Source organism: Terasakiispira papahanaumokuakeensis (assembly GCF_001709345.1).
Classification (GTDB): Bacteria; Pseudomonadota; Gammaproteobacteria; order Pseudomonadales; family Halomonadaceae; genus Terasakiispira; species Terasakiispira papahanaumokuakeensis.
On the sequence record NZ_MDTQ01000001.1, the window covers coordinates 2,961,835 to 2,982,439 of the forward strand.

Below are 20,605 nucleotides of genomic sequence, written 5' to 3' on the forward strand. Positions count from 1 at the left end.
GACTCCATGGAGCCTGTAGGACTATGCGTATTTCTCATCTTATTTTCGCCGGACTGGCCGCCTGCACCGTGACGACAGCCGCTCATGCCGAGACGATTCACAGCTTCGGGACAGATATTATTCGCCAGTTTGATAAAAATCAGGATGAAGATGGGCTGGTGAACTTGTTCTATCAGGCCTCAGTGGGCCGTCGCAGCGCTCTTATTTTAGGGGCCGCTCAAGGCGATGAGCGCAGAATTTATGATATCGCTTGGAAGCGTTACAACGACAAATATCTGAACGGCAGCTTCTTCCAGTTTGGTGCCACTTACTGGGATGGCCGTGAGGAAAGTATTGAAAGTAAGTTTGGTGGTGAAGCTCGCGTCGGTTATGAGTGGCCTATCGCGACTTGGGCCACCCTATCAGGCTCGGTCAGTGCGACTTATGGTCCTGAACATCCCAGCACAGGGGATCAGGATGTGATCTTTCTGCCCCACCTGAGCATCATGGCAAACTTTTAATCATTTTAGCTTTTAGCTTCAAAAGACTTGGCCTTTTAACCACCGCCAATGCATCATCACTGGCTTGCATTACACTACTGCGGTAATGCAAGCGGTGCACAGTTTAAAGACGAGCAATATCAGCCCATTGTGCCGGAGCTTGTTGGCACAGATCATCTGGCGCGAGCGCTAGTTCAAGCCCGCGCCGTCCACCACTGACATAAATCAGATCAAACTGAGCCGCAGATTGATCGATCCACTTCGCCAATCTTTTTTTCTGACCCAAAGGGCTGATCCCGCCAACGCGATACCCGGTGGCTCTTTCTGCCGCCTCCACCGGTGCCATGTGCGCCTTACGGGCACCTGCCGCTTTAGCCAAGGCTTTGAGGTCCAACTGTCCTGATACTGGCACCATGGCAACCACCAAGCGGCCATCATCTAACTCGGCTAACAAGGTTTTAAACACCTGAGCGGGGTTAAACCCCATGACATCTGCGGCTTCAGTGCCATAACTCTCCGCTCGCGGGTCATGTTCATATTCATAAACCTGATGTTTGATTTTGGCTTTTTTCAATTGCCGAATTGCCGGTGTCATGCCTTTTATCCTTCCTCTTGAGGCAATAAATGATGTGTCAACTCCGCACGAATATCATCCGGTAACGGTACCGCCTGCTGCTCGGAAAAATCATAATGAACCAGAGTGGCTTTCCCCTGAGCAGCCAGCTCTCCCTGCTGCCACGCTTGTTGGATCACAGTGAATGAGCTGTTGCCCAAACGACCAATATAGGTCCGAATTTCAATATCGTGCCCAAAAAATAACTCCCCCAAAAAATCGACTTCAATACGCGCCAGGATGAGACGCCATTGCTGGGGATCAAGATCGGGAGTAAAGAGGCGGAAGACATCATTGCGCGCCGCCTCAAACCAACGAGGTAAGTTGGTATTGTTAATATGTCCTAACGCATCGGTATCCAGAAAGGCGGGGGTCAGTTGATAGTGCCACATAAAATACAGCTCCTAATTCGAGAAATAGCCAACAGCACGCGGCTCCATTGAGGCCCGTGCCTGCAGCAGCCTATAAAACATCGCACACGAATAAACCCTGGCCAGACACAAGCACAAGGCCGATGAACGACTCAATAGTCACGCCCAGATAGAAACCCGGGTGAAGAAAAGGGCTCGCTGGCGCCGATCTCCAGATAAAGCCCGGTCCATGCCTCCTCGATTGATCTTTTCAAGTCATCGACTCATCGGGCATATCGCTATGCAAAAGGACTACTTTCCCCCGCGCCTCACCACTACTAAAACGCACATGCGCTTGCGGCGCTTGATCAAAACTAAAGAAGGTGTCATCAAGCAAGATTTTTAAAGCCCCCGCTTCGGCCATCGGTTTAACCCGGGATAAAGCGGCACGAAACACATCATATTCCTGATGGTGCAATAAAGGGGTCCCCATCATCACACCATGCAAGGTGATGTTACGCATATAAAGCAAACTTAAATCCTGCATTGAACGACTATTGGTCGTCACCACTCGCCCACTGACACGCACCGCACGCAAGCACGAAGCCAGGACTTCGCCACCGACTGTATCCAGCACGACATCGTATCCCTTACCTTCGGTAAGCCGGGCGACATAGTTCTCCACGGTTTCTTCGGGGTATAGGATGACTTCATCGGCCCCGAGTTCACGCACCCTGGCCGCTTTATCTCTGGAAGACACCGTGACATGGACCTCGGCCCCAAGCCATTTCCCGACCTGAATAGCTAAATGCCCGACTCCCCCCGCGCCGCCTTGAATCAACAATCGCTCACCAGGCTGAATGGCTGCACGATCATACAAGGCTTCCCAAGTGACGACGAAAACTGCGGGTAATGCCGCAGCTTCAGCAAAAGGTAGGGCACGAGGCTTATGAATCAGCGTCCTCGGGTCGGCCAACATATAATCTGCCAACGCGCCCTGATAATGACCAAAGCCACCCGCCCAGCCAAAGACTTCATCACCAGGCTCAAACATTGAAACTTCATCCCCTACAGCATCAATGACGCCCGCCACATCGCCATGCAATACCGCCGGAAAATCCACCGGTAAGGGCAACTGTCCATTGCGAATTTTCAAATCGAAAGGGTTAATACTCGTCGCGGCCACGCGAATACGTACCTGGTTTGGGCCAGGCAGGGGCATCGGCAGTGTGATCGGGTGAATGGCTTCAGGCCCACCGAACTGATCAATCACCCAAGCTCGCATTGTCGTTTTCATTCATCACTCCCTGAATTGGCGGATCGAATCACGACCATACGGTCTGATGAGACTAAATTAGCAGGATTCGATCATCGAGACGATGCTACGTGCTATCAGTACGGCATCCAAGCCACAAAACATCTTATAGGGAGGCAATCGACATAGATTAAGATAGAATCAAGCGCTTGCATCCCTTGAGCGGCTCGATCACTTCGCTCATCTATTGGATAACATCATATCGAGACTCATTGAGACAACTCGATTCTTGATCCTGAGAAGCCGCTTCAGAAAAACTGAGCCAGAAAAACCAAACCCGAAAAACCAGTCTAGAGAAACGCAACCCGTGACCTTTGCCCGTGTACAACGCCTGAAAGACGTGCTGGCTCGTCGTCAGCCCGATCTGACCGTCCTCACTGATTTTGTCAATAAACCCCACAATATTGCCGCGATTCAACGCACCTGTGATGCAGTCGGTGTTCACGAACTCCATATTGCACTCGATCAAGGGGCTTTTCGGCAGGCACGCATGACTTCAGGCGGTACTTATCGGTGGGTGCCAGTCATTCAGCACTTCAGCAGTGTCGACGCCGCCTCCCACTTACGGGGACAAGGCTTCAAACTTGTTGCGGCCCAATGGTCAGAACGCGCCATCGCTTACGATCACTATGACTTTACCCAGCCTACGGCACTGATCATGGGCGCAGAGAAACAAGGGGTTAGCCCTGAATTGACAGAGATGGCCGATGAACACCTGATGATCCCAATGCAGGGCATGGCCGCCTCATTCAATGTGTCCGTTGCCGCAGCGATTATGCTCAATGAAGCCCGTCTTCAGCGTGAACGTGCAGGATGTTATCAACGTAGCCACCTCGACCCAGAAACCTTTGAAAAGACCCTCTTCCGCTGGCTCCAGCCTAATATTGCTGACTTATGCGAACGCTTGAACGAGCCTTACCCTGAACTTGACGACGAAGGCGATCTAATCAATCCTTCAGCATGGTTTGCCCGTATTAGCCCAATGGCCCAAGCTGCCGGGCTGCCCCTGAGACACATTATGCATAAAAGTTAATCAGACGGATTCGGATAGCGGCCATGACGGATGACCTGCGCCCACCTCCAGAGCCTGAAGCCTGTGAATTATGTGGGCGATCAGGCCCTTCATTAACCAAACATCATTTGATCCCCAAAACACGACACAATAAGCCCAGCATTCGTAAGCGCTTCAGTCGAGCCGAGCGGCTCACTCGCATTTTGTGGGTCTGCCGCCCCTGTCACGACCATATTCATCGATGCTTCAGCGAAGCAACGCTAGCAGCACGCTTGAATCACCGCGAGGCGCTATTAGCAGAACCAGAGATCCAAGAGTTTATTCAATGGATCCGCCAACGCCCCACGGGATTTAAGCCCAAAAGCCCCATTCGTAAACGCCGCTAACGAGCCACTGGCTGAGCCTCTGCCAATGCATTACGCTTTTCAATCGCGGCGTAATAACCGGCATAAGGGGGCCGTTCAAAGTAGTCACCATCTCCTGCCCGAGCGTATAAAGTCCCGCGCTGCCAAGCGATCCGGCCATTCAATATCGTGGTATCCGGAATCCCCGTTACCTTCATCCCTTCGAAGATATTGTGTTCAATTTTCGAGTAATGCGTGGCAGCAGAAATCACCCGGCTGGCTTCAGGATCCCAGATGACCAAATCCGCATCAGAGCCGACGGCAACAGCGCCTTTACGCGGAAACACATTGAAAATTTTAGCGGTATTGGTTGAGGTCACCGCCACAAACTCTTGCGGCGTTAGACGTCCCGTATTCACCCCTTGATCCCACAACACGGCCATACGTTCTTCCACCCCTGCGGTGCCGTTAGGAATCTTAGTGAAATCCTCAGCCCCCATCGCTTTTTGCGAAGCACAAAAAGCGCAATGATCAGTCGCAGTCGTATGTAAGTGCCCACTCTGCAACCCTTGCCATAGCGCACGTTGATGATGTTTCGGGCGGAAAGGCGGGCTCATCACATGCGCCGCGGCATAATCCCAGTCGGGGCTTTGGTAAACACGATCATCAACAACTAAATGACCCGCCAGCACTTCACCATAGACATGTTGCCCATGATCTTGGGCATAGCGAATCGCATCGAGTGATTCTTCAGCGGACACATGCACCAGATAAATCGGCGCGCCTAAGGTCCCCGCAATACTGATCGCACGACTCGCCGCCTCGCCCTCAACACTGCTGGGGCGCGACAGTGGATGCGCTTCGGGTCCAGTAATCCCTTTGGCCAGCAACTGCTGTTGTAGGTGATAAACCAACTCACCATTTTCAGCGTGGACGGTGGGTATCGCACCCAGCTCAAGACAGCGACTAAAACTGGCAACCAAAATATCGTCAGTCGCCATGATCGCATTCTTATAGGCCATAAAATGCTTGAAGCTGTTCACACCATAATCGTGAACTAAGGTACCCATTTCTTCACAAACGCTGTCATCCCACCAAGTAATCGCCACATGCAGGCTATAATTGGCCATTGATCGACTGCCCCAGTCACGCCATTGATGATAGGCCTCGAGCAAAGACTGTTGAGGGCTGGGAATCACAAAATCAATAATCGAAGTCGTGCCACCGGCCAAAGCCGCAGCGCTGCCACTTTCATAATCGTCCTGGGCAACGGTTCCCATAAAGGGAAGCTGCATATGCGTATGTGGGTCGATGCCACCGGGCATCACCAACTTGCCCGTCGCATCCACGACTTCAGCATCAACTGGCACATCTAAATCAGTGCCCATCTCAATGATCTTGCCTTGGTCGCACAATACATCAGCCTGATAACTCAACTCGTGGGTGACGACCGTACCGTTTTTAATCAACAAACTCATCATCATGTCCTTAAGGGGCTCAACCCCTTGATGTATTCATACCCAAACGCATTCAGTGAGAAATCACGCCAGCTTCAGGTTCACCCTCAGGGATACTGGTAACAACGTCGGCCTGACGAGATGCGGCGATAAAGTAGATCAAGGCACCAGAAAAGGCGCCCGTAAACCAGCCGTAGTCATAAAACCAGGTCATGGTGTTCAAGGTGACCGACATCAACGTCAGCAACACGGGAATGAAAAAGGCGAGAAAACCTGCTTTATTGACCAGCGGATAACGCCCGCCCGTGTGGTAGAGAGACACGAGATCTAACCGTTGGCGTTTGATCAGGAAATAATCCACCACCATGATCCCGGCAATAGGACCCAATAGACTTGAATAGCCCAGCAGCCAATTAGAGTACATGCTTTCGACGCTGACATCAGAGACCACCCAGCCGAGTTTTTTCAATAATTCCCAGCCCATCAGCACAATGCCAATCACACCGGTCAGCAGCACCCCTCGCGTATTATTAATATACTTGGGTGCAATATTCTGGAAGTCATTCGTAGGCGATACGACATTGGCGGCTGTATTGGTCGATAAAGTCGCAATAATGATCAGTATCATGGCCACGATCACCCAGACGGGGCTATCAATCCGGCCAATCAAAGTCACAGGATCAGAGATGGTTTCGCCGACCAAGGTGGCTGAGGCCGCGGTCATCACAACCCCCAAGGCCGAGAAAAAGAACATGGTCAAAGGCAAGCCAATGATCTGGCCGACCACTTGATCACGCTGAGAACGAGCAAAGCGGCTAAAATCAGGGATATTCAGCGATAAAGTCGCCCAAAACCCAACCATCGCCGTTAAACCCGCAAAGAAATAACTCAAAAAACCAGACCCGGCCGGACGACTGGCAGGTGTACTTAACACTTCAGTTAACGAAACCTTACCGCCAGCCCACACCATTAACGCCACACCCACCGCTAACAGAAGAGGAGCCGCTAAGGTTTCCAGCCACTTGATAGACTCAGCACCGCGCAGCACGACGCCAATATTCAACGCCCAGAAAATAAAGAAGCCAAAGACTTCACCGACAGAGCCTAAAGAAGCCCATGAGCTCGATAACTCAGACAACAATAAATGAACTGCTAACCCCCCGAACATCGTCTGAATACCAAACCAGCCACAGGCCACCAGGCCCCGAATCAAACAAGGCACATTAGAACCTAATATGCCAAAAGAGGACCTGAGCAAGACGGGAAAAGGCAGCCCGTACTTAGTCCCAGGAAAAGCATTCAGTGTCAGCGGGACCAAGACGATAATATTGGCTAATAGAATCGTGAATAGCGCCTCCACCACTGACAGGCCGAAATAGGCCGTTAAAACACCCCCCAAGGTATAAGTGGGGACACAGATCGCCATCCCCACCCACAAGGCCGCAATATTGCCTGCGGACCAAGTACGCTCTTTCACCTGAGTGGGCGCTAAATCATCGTTATAGTGAATGCTATGGGTCAGATCATCCCCGACCTGTAGTTCATAAAACTCATCGACTTTCACTGCGGTGCTGTGCTTTGTCATTGTTATGCCTCTGGCATGCAGTTAAAGAGGGATGGGCCCGATCAACCGACCAAGCCCGATAAGGCTTGGCGCTTCAGCACTGTGATTGAGCAATTCGAGCACTCGCTCGCAACATGGCGTGTAACAGGACATTAGCCCCTGCTTCACACTCTTCAGGCTTGGTATATTCAGCTTCGTTGTGGCTAATGCCCTTGAGGCAAGGCGTGAAGACCATACCGGTCGGCACCAAATCAGACATGTAACAAGCGTCATGTCCGGCCCCGGCATAGATATCCATATGCGAGTAGCCCAGTTGTTCGGTGGCCGCTTTGACGTCATCGGAGGCTTTAAACTCAACCGGGGCAAAGTACCAATAGTTATCCACCTCAATCACCAACTGACGTGCACTGGCCAGGACATCACAAAAAGCCACCAGCTCATCATGCATCTGTTGCAGCACGTCAGCATCGGGATTGCGTAAATCCACACTCATCTGAATTTCACCAGGAATCACGTTGCGTGAGTTCGGATGAATATTCATAAAACCCACCGTGCCCAACCCATTAGCGTGGCGATGGGCAATGCGCTCGACTTCGGTGGTAATCAAAGCAGAGACCACCATGGTGTCTTGACGTAAATGCATCGGGGTCGTGCCTGAATGCTGTGAACGCCCTTTAATGGTCAGGTTGTACCAACGAATACCCTGCCCCATGCGCACAACACCAATCTCCTTATCTTCATCCTCCAGAATGGGGCCCTGCTCAATATGCACCTCAAAGAAAGCGCCCATATGACGACTGCCAGGCACTTCATCGCCTAGATAACCAATTTTCGCCAACTCATCTTTGAGCCTTAAACCATCGATATCGGTTTTGTTTAACTCGGTCTCCAGGTCAAACCGCCCGGCATAGACCCCTGACCCCTGCATCGCTGGCTGAAAGCGTGACCCTTCTTCATTCGTCCAAACCGAAATCTCAATCGGTGTCGGTGTCTCAATCTGGTGCTCATGTAAAGTGCGTAAGACTTCAACACCGGCTAATACGCCAAAAACCCCATCAAACTTGCCTCCGGTAGGCTGTGTATCCAAATGAGAGCCTGCGCCCACCGCAGGTAAGTGGTTATCTCGGCCCGGCCGACGGGCAAACATATTCCCCATCTGATCGACACTGATGGTGCAGCCCGCAGCCTTACACCAGGACACAAATAAATCACGGGCTTGCCCGTCTAATGCGGTCGCGGCCAATCGATTACATCCCCCTTTAGGCGTGCCACCGATATCACCCATTTCCATGAGTGAATCCCATAAGCGGGTTCCATTCACTCTCAGATCAGATGTTTTTTCTACATGACTATCACTCATCACAACCCCCTCACTCATCAATCTTTATGTTCAACATCAATCACCAACTTAAAAACATTTCCTACTCAAACTTCTAAAAAACAATCTTTTTTAAAACTTCAAAAATTCATTCACCAGCTCATTTACCCGTTCATTTACCAACTGGTCAAAATCAAAACATTAAAAAAAGCGACGATTCAACATCACTCAAAAATGATCAAACCTGGTGCCATAGAATAAAAAAATGCACCAAAACAATCATAAAATAGAGGCAACCAACATCTCATCTATGGCATATCCAATAACCAAGCATATCTTGTGCCAAAAGAGCAGAGACCGCGGTGGATCACTGACCTGATATCAAGGCTCAAACGACTCATGAATAAGCTTTTAGAGGAAAGTCCACAGAGACACTTGGCGGATGATGACGGTGTCATCCCGATGAATACTGAATGAAAGCGTTAGACAGAAGGTTATGCCCATAGCGCCATGCCCATAGATAGCGCCATGGCCATAGAAAGGACATTCAGCTCAAGCTGTAGATATGGAATAATGAGGGTTCAGAGTCAGTGATGACTCATCATTCAGAGGTTTGCATGCGCGCAACAGGCCCCCAGGCTCACTCCACCCAACGACAAGTCATTGAGCAAAGAATTCTTAGAGCAGCAGAAGCTGCTTTTGCCCATAACGGCTTTAAGGGCACATCCATGGAGTCAGTGGCTGAAGCAGCCGGGCTGTCGAAACAAAATATGCTGTATTACTTTCGCTCTAAGCGGTTACTTTACCGGCGTGTACTGGAAAACATCCTGGATCAATGGGTTGAAAAAATGGTGTTCACAGAGAACCCTGACAGTCAACCGACAGAAGTGATTGCGCAATATATCCGAGGAAAATTAGAACTTTCACGAGACTATCCCGAAGGTTCACGTGTCTTTGCCCATGAGATCATCAACGGCGCGCCCATGCTCAAGGACTACTTGAGCAAACGCCTCAAACCTCAGTTTGAACATGACCTCAAACTGGTGAAGCGTTGGCAACAAGCCGGACTGATTGATGAGGTTGATCCCGCGCACTTGTTCTTCACCATTTGGGCGGCGACCCAGACTTACGCCGATTTTTCCAGCCAAATCCAACTGCTATTAGGCCATGAACCATTAGCTGACGAAGGTTTTGAACAAGCCTGCAGCACCCTTACCCACATCGTTCTCAAAGGGCTTGGCCTCTCGCCTGCCGCTTGAGACAACATTGAATTTCAAACCAATACGATTTTTGAAACAAGATGGTGCGCATATAAAAAATTAAGCGAATGCTCAAAGCCAATATGACTCAATTCATTCGACCCACCTTGATTTCCGTTTGACTCAAGGCTCCAAATCCTGTCCCCCACACTCTGACTCACCCCACCTAAAAATATTTTTATTTTCAATCACTCACACCACCATTATCACAGAAAAATGCCCTTCATCCCGCACCAATATCATCAACAAAAAGATCAAAATGCCTCATAAATAAGCACACCAAGCACTAAAAATGATCACTTATTTTTTTATTTACCATTAGGTAAAAAACGTGATACCCATAAATTGACCAAACGGTAAAAAACAAAATAACGGTCAATTGAGCACCAACAAAAACTCCAAAAAGAAAAGACAAGAACAAGCATGTGCCCGGAGTAATCTCATGATTTCACGAAAAGAAGCGATCGCACTGGGTGGTATCCAAGGAAAAGAACTGGATGATCTTTGTGAATATGCCAGTCAGGTCCGAGATCAAACCTGGGGGAAGCAGCTCACCTATTCACGTAAAGTCTTTATCCCACTAACGAATATGTGCCGTGATCGCTGTGGCTACTGCACTTTTGTGAAAGGTCCACAGTCTCCAGAAGCTCAGGTGATGACTGAGACCGCAGTGATGCATCGCGTTCAACAAGGAGAAGCGAGTGGCTGTCGTGAAGCCTTGTTCAGCTTGGGCGAGCGGCCAGAAAAGCGTTACCCACAATTGCAGCACTTTCTTGAACATCACGGCTTCCGTCGCCTGATTGACTATCTGGCGCACTGCGCTGAACAAGTATTGGCAAAGAGTACACTGCTCCCTCACTTGAACCCTGGAACTTTAACCCGCAACGAGCTGCGCCAACTTAAACCTGTCTCAGCCAGCATGGGGATGATGCTAGAAAGCGCCAGTCAACGATTATTACGCCCAGGACAAGCCCACCACCGGTGCCCAGACAAAGTGCCGAATGTCCGCCTTAAAACACTGGATGATGCGGGCCGACTGGCCATTCCATTTACCACAGGCCTGCTCATTGGCATTGGGGAAACCTGGCAAGAGCGGATCGAGGCGCTGTTACTGATTAATGCGCTCCATCAACAGCATGGCCACATTCAGGAAGTCATTATCCAGAACTTCCGAGCCAAGCCTGGCACGGCCATGGCCCATTGTCATGAGCCTGATCTGGATGACATGCGGCGTACCTTAGCGGTTGCACGCTTATTACTTTCACCACGTATCAGCCTTCAGGCACCGCCGAATCTTCATGCGGATTATCCCGCCTATATCCGTAGCGGGCTCAATGACTGGGGCGGTATCTCTCCCGTCACACAAGACCATATCAATCCGGAAAGGGCCTGGCCGCAAATCGATCATCTCGCGACAGCCTGCCAAGCTCAAGGCTACACACTGAAACAACGTCTGACGGTTTACCCCGATTACTTAAAGCGACCAGCCTTCATCCAGCCCCTAGGGCCAAAACTGATTGCCATGAGTAGCCAGTTAAACGCGACTGATGCGCTGAATCCGATTGATCAACTGACCCGTGGCGATGGACTCAGCCACGATCCTCATATCTCACATCCAATGGCCTGCACGGCTTAACCCACACAAGCACAACGCCACGAGCTCACGCAATCAGTGGTATTGCTCGCCGAAAGCCTGGCTGACCGACACCTAGAGACAGGAGCCTGATGATGAAACCGTCTAATCATCTCACTGATCATGACCTGACCCCACAGACCGATTCCAATAGCAAGGTCACGCCTCAGATCGCCGCTATTTTGCAACGTGCGCGACAAGGCATTGCGCCAAGCCGTGCCGAAGGTGAGCAACTCTTCATGGCTGAAGGTGCTGATTATTGGGCTTTGCTGACAGCCGCGGATGATGTCCGTCAACAACGCTGTGGTGAAAAAGCCAGCTTTGTCATTACACGCAATATCAACTTTACCAATGTGTGTTACATGGGGTGTCGCTTCTGTAATTTCAGCGTCAATCGCGAAGACCCCACGGCGGAGTTCTTATCGGTTGAAGAGGTGGCAGACCGCGCTCAAGAAGCCTGGGAACGAGGCGCAACAGAAGTCTGTGTGCAAGGCGGTTTACATCCCGATATCAACCCGAATGATTACCGCAATCTCCTTCGCGCCATTAAACAGCGTTTGCCTGACCTGCATATTCATGCCTTTTCACCCTTTGAGATCTGGTATGGGGCGAAGAAGGCACGCATGAGTGCTGAAGACTTTCTGCGTGACCTAAAGGCCTGCGGATTAGGCTCCATGCCTGGCACCGCAGCGGAAATTCTCGATGTCGAAGTGCGCCAACAACTGACCAAAAATAAATTAACCACCGATGAGTGGGTCAAGATCATCAAAGCGGCTCATCAAGTCGGTATTCGCACAACAGCGACCATCATGTATGGCCATGTGGATGCCCCTCGACATTGGGCCGAGCACCTCGACTTACTCCGCCAAATACAACAGGAAACAGGGGGATTCACTGAATTTGTGCCACTGGGTTTTATTCACTACAAAACCGCGCTGTATAACGACAATCCAGACAAGGTCCGTACCGGCCCGACCCGTGCCGAGCACTTCAAGATGCATGCGATCGCGCGGCTGATGCTGCAAGGTCAGATCGATAACATTCAGGCCAGTTGGGTCAAAATGGGGCCAGAAACCGCCGCTCAAATGCTACGTGCGGGGGCTAATGACCTTGGCGGCACGCTCATGAACGAAAGCATCTCCACCGCAGCCGGCGGGGAGCACGGTCAAGAAGTCATGCCAGAAGATATGGTGCGCAACATTCAACGGGCTGGTTTAACGCCGGTCCAGCGCACAACACTCTACCAAGTGAAGCAACAATTTGAGCCCACCGCTCATGACAGCCTCTATGACCTACATCGCCGTATCCGTACGGAGGCCGTCGCATGACTCAACGTTTGGTATTGATCGCGGGCGGCGTCGGCGGGGCCAAAGCCGCCGAAGGATTAGCTCAGGCCGCCGCTGAACGAGGCGATCACCTTCAAATCATTGGTAATGTCGCCGACGATGACACCTTCTATGGGCTCCAGGTGTCCCCCGATATTGACACGCTGCTGTATAGCTTAAGTCAAAGAGTAAATCGCTCTCAGGGCTGGGGACTGGCCGGTGATAGCAACCGACTACAGCAGCAATTGGCCCTGCTCGGTGCTTCTCACTGGATGAAGCTGGGCGACCTAGACCTCGCCACTCACCTTTATCGCACTCAGCGCCAACAACAAGGCGACCGGACCAGTGATATTACACACTCACTGGCGGTGAGTTTAGGGGTCACTACCCCGGTGCTCCTCCCCACCGATGACGATTTACGCACCTGGATTAAAACATCGGAAGGATGGTTACGGTTTCAAGAATTCTTCGTCCGTGAACGCTGCCAACCCGCGGTTGAAGCCATTGAGATTCGTGGGCTGGAGACAGCCCAAGCGACACCTGAAGCCATCGCCGCACTGGAGCAGGCTGATGTGATTTTACTCGCCCCCAGTAACCCTTTAGTCAGTATTGACCCCATCCTGAAAGTGCCAGGAATCCAACAGGCCATCACTCGCAGTGCGGCGCGCTGTATCGCAATATCCCCTTTAATTGGTGGACAACCGATCAAAGGCCCATTGGACAAGATGCTTAAAGCCCTGCATTTACCCTGCAACAACATCGGGGTAGCCCAACATTATCAGCAGACTTATCCAGGGCTACTGAATGCATTGGTCATTGACCACCAAGACCACATTGATCAGCAAGCCATACAGGCACAAGGGATTGTCACCTTCATCACCGATACGTTAATGACTTGCCAAGCCGATAAAGTGCATCTGATGCAACAGTGCCTAAGGTGGATGGATCTCTTAACCACAACACCGCGCTCAATAACCTGCTCTACACCGCCATACGCTTCACAAACGGGAGCCGCGCCATGTTGATCAATTCGAGACCGTCATCTCCCCCTTACAAACTGAATATCGTCATTCCAGTCAAACAGCTGAATAAAGCGAAGCAACGCCTGAGCTCACGCTATACACCGTATCAACGTCAAACCCTGGCCGACAGTCTATTACGCAATACGCTCAGCTTTTTTCAGGAATACTGTCCCCACTGGCATCGTTTGGTCGTGACCGAGTCACCTGAGGCCATGGCTCTAGCCGATCAGTATGGGGCCACAACGCTTTATCGGCGTGATCAGGACGGGCTCAACAGTGCCTTGAGTATCGCGAGTCAATGGAGCCTTGACCATGGATTTAGCCACCAGCTCATCGTACCGACCGATATCGGCCACTGGGTCGTCGATGAAGTCAAAGCATTATTAGACTCAATCGACACACTAGCACAACAGCATCCCCGTCGCGCTTGCGCGGTGTTAGCTCAGGCGCATGATGGTGGCACCAATGCCCTACTGATGAGCCCGCCAACGGCACTCACACCTCAGTTTGGACCGAACTCCGCATGGCATCACCAGCAACAAGCCACGGCCCGACAGATGGCCTTTAAATCGCTATATCTGACATCTCTGAGCCAAGATCTGGATACGCCCGAAGACTTTACGCAAATCCATTGGCATCAGTGGCCGCATCAGCCTCAATGGCTCAGCCAGCAGCAACCTTCGGTCATGCAGGAGCAACGTTATGGCTAACCCGTTAACGGTGTTCCGGCTGGAAGGGCTACCTGACTTCCGCCCTGGCGACGATTTAGCCAATGCGATCCTGACACAGCTGGATGCGCAGCAAGCCACGCTTGAAGCGGGCGATATTCTCGTCATTGCCCACAAAGTGGTCTCCAAAACCGAAGGCGACATCATCGATATGGCGACCATTACACCCAGCGATGAAGCGCTAAAGCTGGCTCATCAGGTGAATAAGGACCCACGCAAAGTCGAGGTCATTCTCAATCAATCTCGACGACTTGTACGAGTGGTGCCACCGCGCGACAAATCGACTGAAGGCTTACTGATTGCCGAGCATCGACTGGGGTTTATCTGTGCCAATGCCGCCGTTGATGAATCCAACGCCGACCAGCCCAACCAACTCATCACATTACCCCAAGACCCGGATGCCAGTGCGCAACGACTCTGCCAAACCTTACAAAACGCCACCGGAGTCCGCTTAGGTATTGTCATCAGCGACACCTTCGGGCGCCCATGGCGTATGGGACAAGTCAATGTCGCCATAGGTCTCGCCCAAGTGCCCGCCCAACTGGATTTGAGAGGTCAGCACGACGGTTGGGGGCAGACATTACGGGTCACCACACCGGCTTTTGCCGATGAACTGGCCGCAGCCTCTGGCCTGCTCATGGGTAAAGCAGACAAAAGCCCGGTCATTATTTTCCGTGGCCTCGACTGGCCTGTTAGCGACAGTCAGGCCAGCACTCTTGTTAGACCCCCACATGAGGATCTGTTCAGATGACGATTGCCATTATCGGCGGCACCGGCCCCCAGGGCAGCGGTTTAGCTTTGCGTTTTGCTCGGGCAGGCATTCCTGTCGTGATCGGTTCACGCGATGGAGAACGCGCAGCCCAACATGCACACACCTTACGCCAACAACTCCCCGATGACGCTGCGGCGTTAACCGGCACCGATAACCTGGATGCTGCACAACAGGCGGATCAGCATGTCATTTTAGCGGTGCCCTACAGCGCCCATGCGGCGACGCTGGATGCCCTCAAACCGACACTGACGGGCAAAATTCTGATCGACATCGTCGTGCCCTTGGCCAAAGGCAACCCGAAGACGGTCGAGATGCCCCCAGAAGGCTCCGCAACAGAAGCGGCACAAGCCTTATTAGGAGATGCAATCCCGGTTGTCGGTGCTTTACACAATGTCTCCGCCGTGACCCTCAATGCGCTGGATCATGCCATCAACTGCGACATTTTAGTCTGCGGTAATGATTTAGACGCGAAGCAAAGCGTCATGACCTTACTGTCAGCATTACAAGTGGATTGCTATAACGCCGGCCCCGCTGACAATGCCCGCTGCATTGAAGCCATCACCCCAATTCTAATCCGTTTAAACATCTCGAAAGCCGTCCCTTTCAGCCATGCCGGCATTCGTATTTGCCCACCGGATAAGCCGTAATTCATACATGACGACCCCAAACCTCAAGACAGCGCCATGTCAAGAAGTGTCATTTCAAGAGAACAACAAAGAAGAGGATGATCACAATGGAATTCGGTATCACATTCAAAGGCTTTGTCAGCCCCAACCGTGCCCGTAACTTGGTTCGCCAGGCTGAAGAGGCCGGATTCACCTACTGCTGGTTTTATGATTCGCACATTCTTTGGCGAGAGTCTTTCGTCGCCATGGCCATGTGCATGGAACATACCCGCAAAATGCGATTTGGCCCTTGTGTCACCAACCCGAATATTCGTGACTGGTCACTGGCAGCCAGCCTCTACGGCTCTTTGGCCTTACAAAGTGAAGGACGTTTTGATATTGGCTTGGGCCGTGGCGACTCTTCAATGCGCGTGATGGGTAAAAAGCCCGCCCCACTGGCGCGAGTAGCGGAATTCACCGAAAAAGTGAAAGCCATGGTCCGTGGCGAAGAAGTGACTTATGGCGAATGTGAATCCCCAGTCAAACTGCCTTGGGCCAACGGTTATGAACTGCCTGTTTGGATTGGGGCCTACGGCCCAAAAGCACTGGCCACAGCAGGCACTGTCGGCGATGGTGTGATTCTGCAAATAGGCGATCCCAGCTTGGTCCAATGGTTCAAAGATCAATGTATTCAAGCCGGTGAGACAAGCGGTCGAGATATGAGTCAGTTCAAAGTTCAAGCCGCCGCCCCCGCCTACTTTGGTGATATGGCGTATTGCATTGAGAAAACCAAATGGTTCCCCGCCATGGTCGGCAACCATGTCGCAGATATCGTCGAAAAATATGGTAGTGAATCAGGATTGGTGCCTCGCAGCCTCACCGACTATATCGAGAAACGCCGAGGCTACGACTATGCCAAGCATGGTCAGAGTGATAACCCTTATCTGGATTTTATTACAGAGGATATTGTGAAAAGTTTTTGTGTATTAGGTGAAATCGACGACCATATTCATAAATTGAAACAACTCGAAGAAGCCGGAACGACACAATTCAATATCTACCTAGATAACGGCGATGAAGAACGCATCATCGCGGAGTATGGCAATCACATCATTCCTAAGTTTGCCCAATAGCCTTGCGGCATCCAATCTAAGCTCATCCCCCATAAGATCAACAGGCCCCGGTGAACACCGGGGCACTGACGGCTTTATACCCCTTGGGTTTATACCACACGGGTTTATACCACACTGGTTGACACCACACGGGGTTACGCCACGACACCAGGCGTTCGTGCTTCCCATACCTTGCGATATAACGCCACCATTTCGTCAATCGTGGGCTGACGCGGATTATTCGATGGGGACCCTGAAGCTTGTGCTTGTTCGGCCATCACGGTTAAATGCGACATGAAATCGGCCTCGGCAATCCCAAACTCAGCCGGAGTAGGCACCTGAAGCTCTTCATTTAAAGCCGTCAACTCAGCGAGTAAGCGCTGGTTGGCCATATCGATGTCTTCTCCAGCTTCAGCCACGCCCATCGCCTTAGCACAATCAGCATAGCGTTCCGCCGCTGACGGAATAGAGAATTCAGTCACTGTAGGCAATAACATGGCATTGGATAAACCATGAGGCACATGAAAAAAGGCCCCAATCGGGCGGCTCATGCCATGCACCAAGGCGACTGAGGCATTTGAGAAGGCGACCCCAGCTAAGTGAGCGCCCAACATCATGGCCTCACGAGCGGCACGATCCTCTGGGTGATGATAGGCCGTACGCAGATTAGGAGCGATCAAGCGCATCGCCGCCAGCGCCTGCTGATCACTATATAGATTGGCCTTACGACTGACATAAGCTTCAATCGCATGCGTAAGCGCATCAATCCCAGTATCTGCCGTGACTCGAGGCGGCACACTCATCGTGAGATCAAAATCCACCAATGCAGCCACGGGCATAAACGCGGTGCCCGCACACAACATCTTTTCATCGGTTTGATCATCGGTAATGATCGTAAACCGCGTCACCTCAGACCCCGTTCCGGCTGTCGTCGGAATCGCAATCAGCGGTAAACCCGCCTCACTGACATCTCGGGGCACTTTGTAATCACGCATCTGACCACCGAAACTCCCCAACACGCCTATCGCTTTGGCAGAATCAATCGGACTCCCCCCGCCCAGCGCAATCAGACAGTCGAACTCACCACTGGACAGCCCCTGGCGCAACATCTCCACCCCCGCCATGATGGAGCTTTCAGTCGGTTCCGGCTGAGTATCAGCGAATACCGCATACTCGATACCCGCCGCCTCAAGGGGCTCGGTTAGACGGGCCACATACGCTAATTCCACCATCATCCGGTCGGTCACAATCAACGGACGATGGCAGCCCAGAGAGGCCAGCATGGGCGCAATCTGTGCAATCGCACCGGCACCAAGTTCAACTAAACGGGGTAAAACAAGACGATGTGATGTCGGCATAGTACGCCTCCCCTGGCGTTGTTAACCTAGTTATTGGGATAGACTCAACGAATAATCGAAGATCGAGCATGCGCTTATGCTAAGCCGTTTCGCAATATGAGCAGCCTGAACCTCACGTAATCGTTTAGTTAACTTAACTAAACGAGCCGTCGCTGACTATATATCGAGAGGTATCCATTCGGCGTAGAGAAAAGCGCCAACGGCGTAAAGAAGACTGTAAATAAAGGCTTGGTCGCAACCCATCACATCGCCTTGATAAGAACAGGCATGGCCTCTGGCCGTTATAAAAAAGCCCCGCCTTTTGGCGGGGCTCAACATCGCACTCACAATGGAGCAATGCTCAAATACTTCAATATGCTTAAATCACAACCTGAAAAATATCCCTATTGCGACTGCATGCTCTCTAGCATACGGATCATCCATTCTGCATGAGCCCCCTGAACACAATCTTAAAATCTGACCTGACAAGTTAAGATTTTAAGCTCAGGCTTTAACACTCAGTCTTACTGCATTCAAAAGGCTCAAAACCGTTTTGATGGCGCCAATTAAGATGCCATCGTATCCACAATCCCGCCTTCAACCCGAAGGGCCGCCCCTGTTGTCGCACTGGCCTGAGGTGAGGCCGCATACACACACATATGAGCCACTTCGTCAGGATCAGCCAAACGCTGAATGATCGAAGAAGGGCGATTGTCCGCAACAAAATTCGCTTCAACCTCGGCCAATGTTTTCCCCTGCTCATCTGCCATCTGCTGCAACATTTTCACCACCCCTTCTGAACGCGTTGGCCCGGGTAAGATGGCATTCACCGTCACTCGAGTCCCAGCCAGTACTTTGGCTAATCCCCGGGACACAGACTGCACGGCAGACTTGGTCATACCGTAGTGCACCATCTCAGTGGGAATATTCATGGCGGACTCACTGGATAAAAAGAGCACGCGACCATAATCTCGCGTCTTCATACCGCGAGCATAGTGTCGCGATAAGCGGACAGCGCTCATTACATTCGCCTGAAAAAAACGATCCCAGGTCTCATCATCGGTTTCAAAGAAATCCTGGGGCTGAAAAATCCCCACATTGTTCACCAGGATATCCGCTTCAGGTTGCGCCTGAATCAAGGCATTACACCCTGCAGCAGTACTCAAATCAGCAGCCACACCATTGATATGAGCCCCCGGTGCAGCCTGCTGTAACGAGGCAATAGCAGACTCCACTCGCTCAGGCGTGCGCCCCGTAATGGTGACAGCAGCACCCGCTTGGGCCAAACCTTTGGCAATGGCATAACCAATGCCCGCCGTTGAACCACTGACAACCGCATGCTGACCGGACAAATCAATACGCATATCACCTCTCCTCTACGACACACACCTCAGCGGGCGTATCTCGACTATGGGTTATGGCTCAAGACTTTGAGATCATTTCGATTGAATTCAACCCCATGATCGAGAGTGGCTAGCGTAAGCATCATCGTCATGATAAAAGCGTCATCAAAAGCAGAAGGAAAAGAAGAGCTGAAAGAAGCACTGAAAGAGTAGGCACTCGGGAAATCTACCATTAAGATCCCCCGTTAGACAGGAGGCCAAGAATGGGAATAGAAGGACCCCCTATGACTCGATTTGATATCGATGCAGTGCTCTGCATTAGCCTGGAAGACCGTAAAGATCGTCGTGAACAACTCGAAAAGAGTTTTCAAGCGCTAGATCATGAGATCGAATATGTATTGGTTCAACGCGATTCAGAGGACCCTGAGCGCGGCTGTTATCAATCACATCTCAAGTGTGCCGAACTGGCGCTGGAAAGAGGCTACCAACGCGTCTTGATATTAGAAGACGACGCCACCTTCTTACCGCCTAGCCCGCGTCAGTTAAAATGGATCAACCATTTTTTGCGGTGGCGAAACCCTCAGCTTTTTCACCTCGGTGGCATTCTAGGCCGGATGTGGTTAATTCCGTTTCCGTTTGTGGTGCGAGCGCGGATGACTGGCGCCCATGCCTATGTGCTCTCCCATAAAGCCTGCCAGCGGCTGGTCAAAGAATCGTATCAAGGCATTGCTATTGATAGTCTATTTTGCCGCTTTTTCCGCGCTTACAGCGCCTTCCCGATGCTGTCTTATCAACAACCTGAGGCCCAAGCCAGCAGCGATATCATGGCACACCGCGCCCTGACCAAAAGCCTGGAAGTCAAAGATGAAGCTTACTGGGCACACAATGAAGCCAAGCAATGGCCCGCCCTACGCCGCAATTGGATTCGCACCCTCTGCCTACGATTTTTTTAATCGCCTATACCGCCTAGCACTATTGCTCTCCTGTCATGAGAGCAATAGTGCTTGATGACAACTT

Annotated in this window: 20 protein-coding genes; 12 read left to right on the forward strand and 8 right to left on the reverse strand. The window is 51.4% G+C overall.

The window, feature by feature from the left end:
• Positions 1–23 precede the first annotated feature (23 nt).
• The gene (locus BFW38_RS12945; RefSeq protein WP_068999287.1) at positions 24–500 is read left to right on the forward strand and encodes a hypothetical protein; all 477 of its coding nucleotides are present in this window, start codon (positions 24–26) and stop codon (positions 498–500) included.
• Positions 501–603: 103 nt separating this feature from the next.
• On the opposite strand, the gene ybaK is transcribed toward BFW38_RS12945, so the two are convergent.
• The 3 genes from ybaK to BFW38_RS12960 form a co-directional block, all read right to left on the reverse strand.
• Positions 604–1,074 (reverse strand): Cys-tRNA(Pro) deacylase, encoded by a 471-nt coding sequence (ybaK, locus tag BFW38_RS12950; protein ID WP_068999288.1) that lies wholly within the window; start codon positions 1,072–1,074, stop codon positions 604–606.
• Between the two features lie 5 nt (positions 1,075–1,079).
• Positions 1,080–1,484, reverse strand: a complete 405-nt coding sequence (locus tag BFW38_RS12955) for an acyl-CoA thioesterase (protein WP_068999289.1) — start codon at positions 1,482–1,484, stop codon at positions 1,080–1,082.
• A gap of 229 nt (positions 1,485–1,713) precedes the next feature.
• Positions 1,714–2,739, reverse strand: coding sequence for a zinc-dependent alcohol dehydrogenase family protein (locus tag BFW38_RS12960; RefSeq protein ID WP_218186423.1), 1,026 nt, complete (start codon positions 2,737–2,739; stop codon positions 1,714–1,716).
• 325 nt (positions 2,740–3,064) lie between these two features.
• Between BFW38_RS12960 and trmH the strand changes: the two genes are divergently transcribed.
• Positions 3,065–3,790 carry a tRNA (guanosine(18)-2'-O)-methyltransferase TrmH gene (gene trmH, locus BFW38_RS12965; protein ID WP_068999290.1) on the forward strand — a complete coding sequence of 242 codons (726 nt, stop codon included), beginning with the start codon at positions 3,065–3,067 and terminating at the stop codon, positions 3,788–3,790.
• Between the two features lie 23 nt (positions 3,791–3,813).
• Positions 3,814–4,155, forward strand: a complete 342-nt coding sequence (locus tag BFW38_RS12970) for a hypothetical protein (protein ID WP_068999291.1) — start codon at positions 3,814–3,816, stop codon at positions 4,153–4,155.
• Here BFW38_RS12970 and hydA read toward each other — a convergent pair.
• The 3 genes from hydA to BFW38_RS12985 all read right to left on the reverse strand — a co-directional run bounded on the left by hydA (position 4,152) and on the right by BFW38_RS12985 (position 8,494).
• The gene (gene hydA, locus BFW38_RS12975; RefSeq protein WP_068999292.1) at positions 4,152–5,591 is read right to left on the reverse strand and encodes a dihydropyrimidinase; all 1,440 of its coding nucleotides are present in this window, start codon (positions 5,589–5,591) and stop codon (positions 4,152–4,154) included. The genes BFW38_RS12970 and hydA overlap by 4 nt on opposite strands.
• Positions 5,592–5,643: 52 nt before the next feature.
• Complete coding sequence (locus BFW38_RS12980) at positions 5,644–7,155, reverse strand: NCS1 family nucleobase:cation symporter-1 (RefSeq protein ID WP_068999293.1); 1,512 nt, start codon at positions 7,153–7,155, stop codon at positions 5,644–5,646.
• A 73-nt stretch (positions 7,156–7,228) separates the two neighbouring features.
• Positions 7,229–8,494 carry a Zn-dependent hydrolase gene (locus BFW38_RS12985; RefSeq protein ID WP_069000465.1) on the reverse strand — a complete coding sequence of 422 codons (1,266 nt, stop codon included), beginning with the start codon at positions 8,492–8,494 and terminating at the stop codon, positions 7,229–7,231.
• A 575-nt stretch (positions 8,495–9,069) separates the two neighbouring features.
• On the opposite strand from BFW38_RS12985, the gene BFW38_RS12990 reads away from it, so the two are divergent.
• The 8 genes from BFW38_RS12990 to BFW38_RS13025 all read left to right on the forward strand — a co-directional run bounded on the left by BFW38_RS12990 (position 9,070) and on the right by BFW38_RS13025 (position 16,929).
• Positions 9,070–9,711, forward strand: coding sequence for a TetR/AcrR family transcriptional regulator (locus BFW38_RS12990; protein ID WP_069000466.1), 642 nt, complete (start codon positions 9,070–9,072; stop codon positions 9,709–9,711).
• Positions 9,712–10,153: 442 nt separating this feature from the next.
• Positions 10,154–11,347, forward strand: a complete 1,194-nt coding sequence (cofG, locus tag BFW38_RS12995) for a 7,8-didemethyl-8-hydroxy-5-deazariboflavin synthase CofG (protein WP_068999294.1) — start codon at positions 10,154–10,156, stop codon at positions 11,345–11,347.
• A gap of 89 nt (positions 11,348–11,436) precedes the next feature.
• Complete coding sequence (gene cofH, locus BFW38_RS13000; protein ID WP_218186424.1) at positions 11,437–12,672, forward strand: 5-amino-6-(D-ribitylamino)uracil--L-tyrosine 4-hydroxyphenyl transferase CofH; 1,236 nt, start codon at positions 11,437–11,439, stop codon at positions 12,670–12,672.
• Complete coding sequence (gene cofD / locus BFW38_RS13005) at positions 12,669–13,694, forward strand: 2-phospho-L-lactate transferase (protein ID WP_068999296.1); 1,026 nt, start codon at positions 12,669–12,671, stop codon at positions 13,692–13,694. Before cofH ends, cofD begins: the two co-directional genes overlap by 4 nt.
• A complete protein-coding gene (gene cofC / locus BFW38_RS13010; RefSeq protein ID WP_068999297.1) occupies positions 13,688–14,401 on the forward strand; it encodes a 2-phospho-L-lactate guanylyltransferase in 714 nt (237 codons plus the stop codon). Before cofD ends, cofC begins: the two co-directional genes overlap by 7 nt.
• Positions 14,394–15,170, forward strand: a complete 777-nt coding sequence (gene cofE, locus BFW38_RS13015; protein WP_068999298.1) for a coenzyme F420-0:L-glutamate ligase — start codon at positions 14,394–14,396, stop codon at positions 15,168–15,170. Before cofC ends, cofE begins: the two co-directional genes overlap by 8 nt.
• A complete protein-coding gene (npdG, locus tag BFW38_RS13020; protein ID WP_068999299.1) occupies positions 15,167–15,838 on the forward strand; it encodes an NADPH-dependent F420 reductase in 672 nt (223 codons plus the stop codon). Before cofE ends, npdG begins: the two co-directional genes overlap by 4 nt.
• A gap of 86 nt (positions 15,839–15,924) precedes the next feature.
• Positions 15,925–16,929 (forward strand): TIGR03842 family LLM class F420-dependent oxidoreductase, encoded by a 1,005-nt coding sequence (locus BFW38_RS13025; protein ID WP_068999300.1) that lies wholly within the window; start codon positions 15,925–15,927, stop codon positions 16,927–16,929.
• 134 nt (positions 16,930–17,063) lie between these two features.
• Here the strand turns inward: BFW38_RS13025 and BFW38_RS13030 are convergent, their stop codons facing one another.
• Positions 17,064–18,266, reverse strand: a complete 1,203-nt coding sequence (locus tag BFW38_RS13030; RefSeq protein WP_068999301.1) for an iron-containing alcohol dehydrogenase — start codon at positions 18,264–18,266, stop codon at positions 17,064–17,066.
• A 545-nt stretch (positions 18,267–18,811) separates the two neighbouring features.
• The gene (locus tag BFW38_RS13035) at positions 18,812–19,609 is read right to left on the reverse strand and encodes an SDR family NAD(P)-dependent oxidoreductase (RefSeq protein WP_068999302.1); all 798 of its coding nucleotides are present in this window, start codon (positions 19,607–19,609) and stop codon (positions 18,812–18,814) included.
• A 263-nt stretch (positions 19,610–19,872) separates the two neighbouring features.
• On the opposite strand from BFW38_RS13035, the gene BFW38_RS13040 reads away from it, so the two are divergent.
• On the forward strand, positions 19,873–20,541 hold the full coding sequence (locus tag BFW38_RS13040) for a glycosyltransferase family 25 protein (RefSeq protein ID WP_068999303.1): 669 nt from the start codon (positions 19,873–19,875) through the stop codon (positions 20,539–20,541).
• The last annotated feature ends 64 nt before the right edge of the window (positions 20,542–20,605 follow it).

Bases quoted from the DNA above. Each gene is read 5' to 3' on its own strand.
- BFW38_RS12980 (WP_068999293.1), bottom strand. From the start codon at position 7,155: ATGACAAAGCACAGCACCGCAGTGAAAGTCGATGAGTTTTATGAACTA.
- cofC (WP_068999297.1), top strand. From the start codon at position 13,688: ATGTTGATCAATTCGAGACCGTCATCTCCCCCTTACAAACTGAATATC.
- BFW38_RS12985 (WP_069000465.1), bottom strand. From the start codon at position 8,494: ATGAGTGATAGTCATGTAGAAAAAACATCTGATCTGAGAGTGAATGGA.
- BFW38_RS13035 (WP_068999302.1), bottom strand. From the start codon at position 19,609: ATGCGTATTGATTTGTCCGGTCAGCATGCGGTTGTCAGTGGTTCAACG.
- BFW38_RS12955 (WP_068999289.1), bottom strand. From the start codon at position 1,484: ATGTGGCACTATCAACTGACCCCCGCCTTTCTGGATACCGATGCGTTA.
- BFW38_RS12945 (WP_068999287.1), top strand. From the start codon at position 24: ATGCGTATTTCTCATCTTATTTTCGCCGGACTGGCCGCCTGCACCGTG.
- cofD (WP_068999296.1), top strand. From the start codon at position 12,669: ATGACTCAACGTTTGGTATTGATCGCGGGCGGCGTCGGCGGGGCCAAA.
- cofG (WP_068999294.1), top strand. From the start codon at position 10,154: ATGATTTCACGAAAAGAAGCGATCGCACTGGGTGGTATCCAAGGAAAA.
- npdG (WP_068999299.1), top strand. From the start codon at position 15,167: ATGACGATTGCCATTATCGGCGGCACCGGCCCCCAGGGCAGCGGTTTA.
- BFW38_RS12960 (WP_218186423.1), bottom strand. From the start codon at position 2,739: ATGAAAACGACAATGCGAGCTTGGGTGATTGATCAGTTCGGTGGGCCT.
- BFW38_RS12970 (WP_068999291.1), top strand. From the start codon at position 3,814: ATGACGGATGACCTGCGCCCACCTCCAGAGCCTGAAGCCTGTGAATTA.
- BFW38_RS13040 (WP_068999303.1), top strand. From the start codon at position 19,873: ATGACTCGATTTGATATCGATGCAGTGCTCTGCATTAGCCTGGAAGAC.
- cofH (WP_218186424.1), top strand. From the start codon at position 11,437: ATGATGAAACCGTCTAATCATCTCACTGATCATGACCTGACCCCACAG.
- cofE (WP_068999298.1), top strand. From the start codon at position 14,394: ATGGCTAACCCGTTAACGGTGTTCCGGCTGGAAGGGCTACCTGACTTC.
- BFW38_RS12990 (WP_069000466.1), top strand. From the start codon at position 9,070: ATGCGCGCAACAGGCCCCCAGGCTCACTCCACCCAACGACAAGTCATT.
- BFW38_RS13030 (WP_068999301.1), bottom strand. From the start codon at position 18,266: ATGCCGACATCACATCGTCTTGTTTTACCCCGTTTAGTTGAACTTGGT.
- hydA (WP_068999292.1), bottom strand. From the start codon at position 5,591: ATGAGTTTGTTGATTAAAAACGGTACGGTCGTCACCCACGAGTTGAGT.
- ybaK (WP_068999288.1), bottom strand. From the start codon at position 1,074: ATGACACCGGCAATTCGGCAATTGAAAAAAGCCAAAATCAAACATCAG.
- BFW38_RS13025 (WP_068999300.1), top strand. From the start codon at position 15,925: ATGGAATTCGGTATCACATTCAAAGGCTTTGTCAGCCCCAACCGTGCC.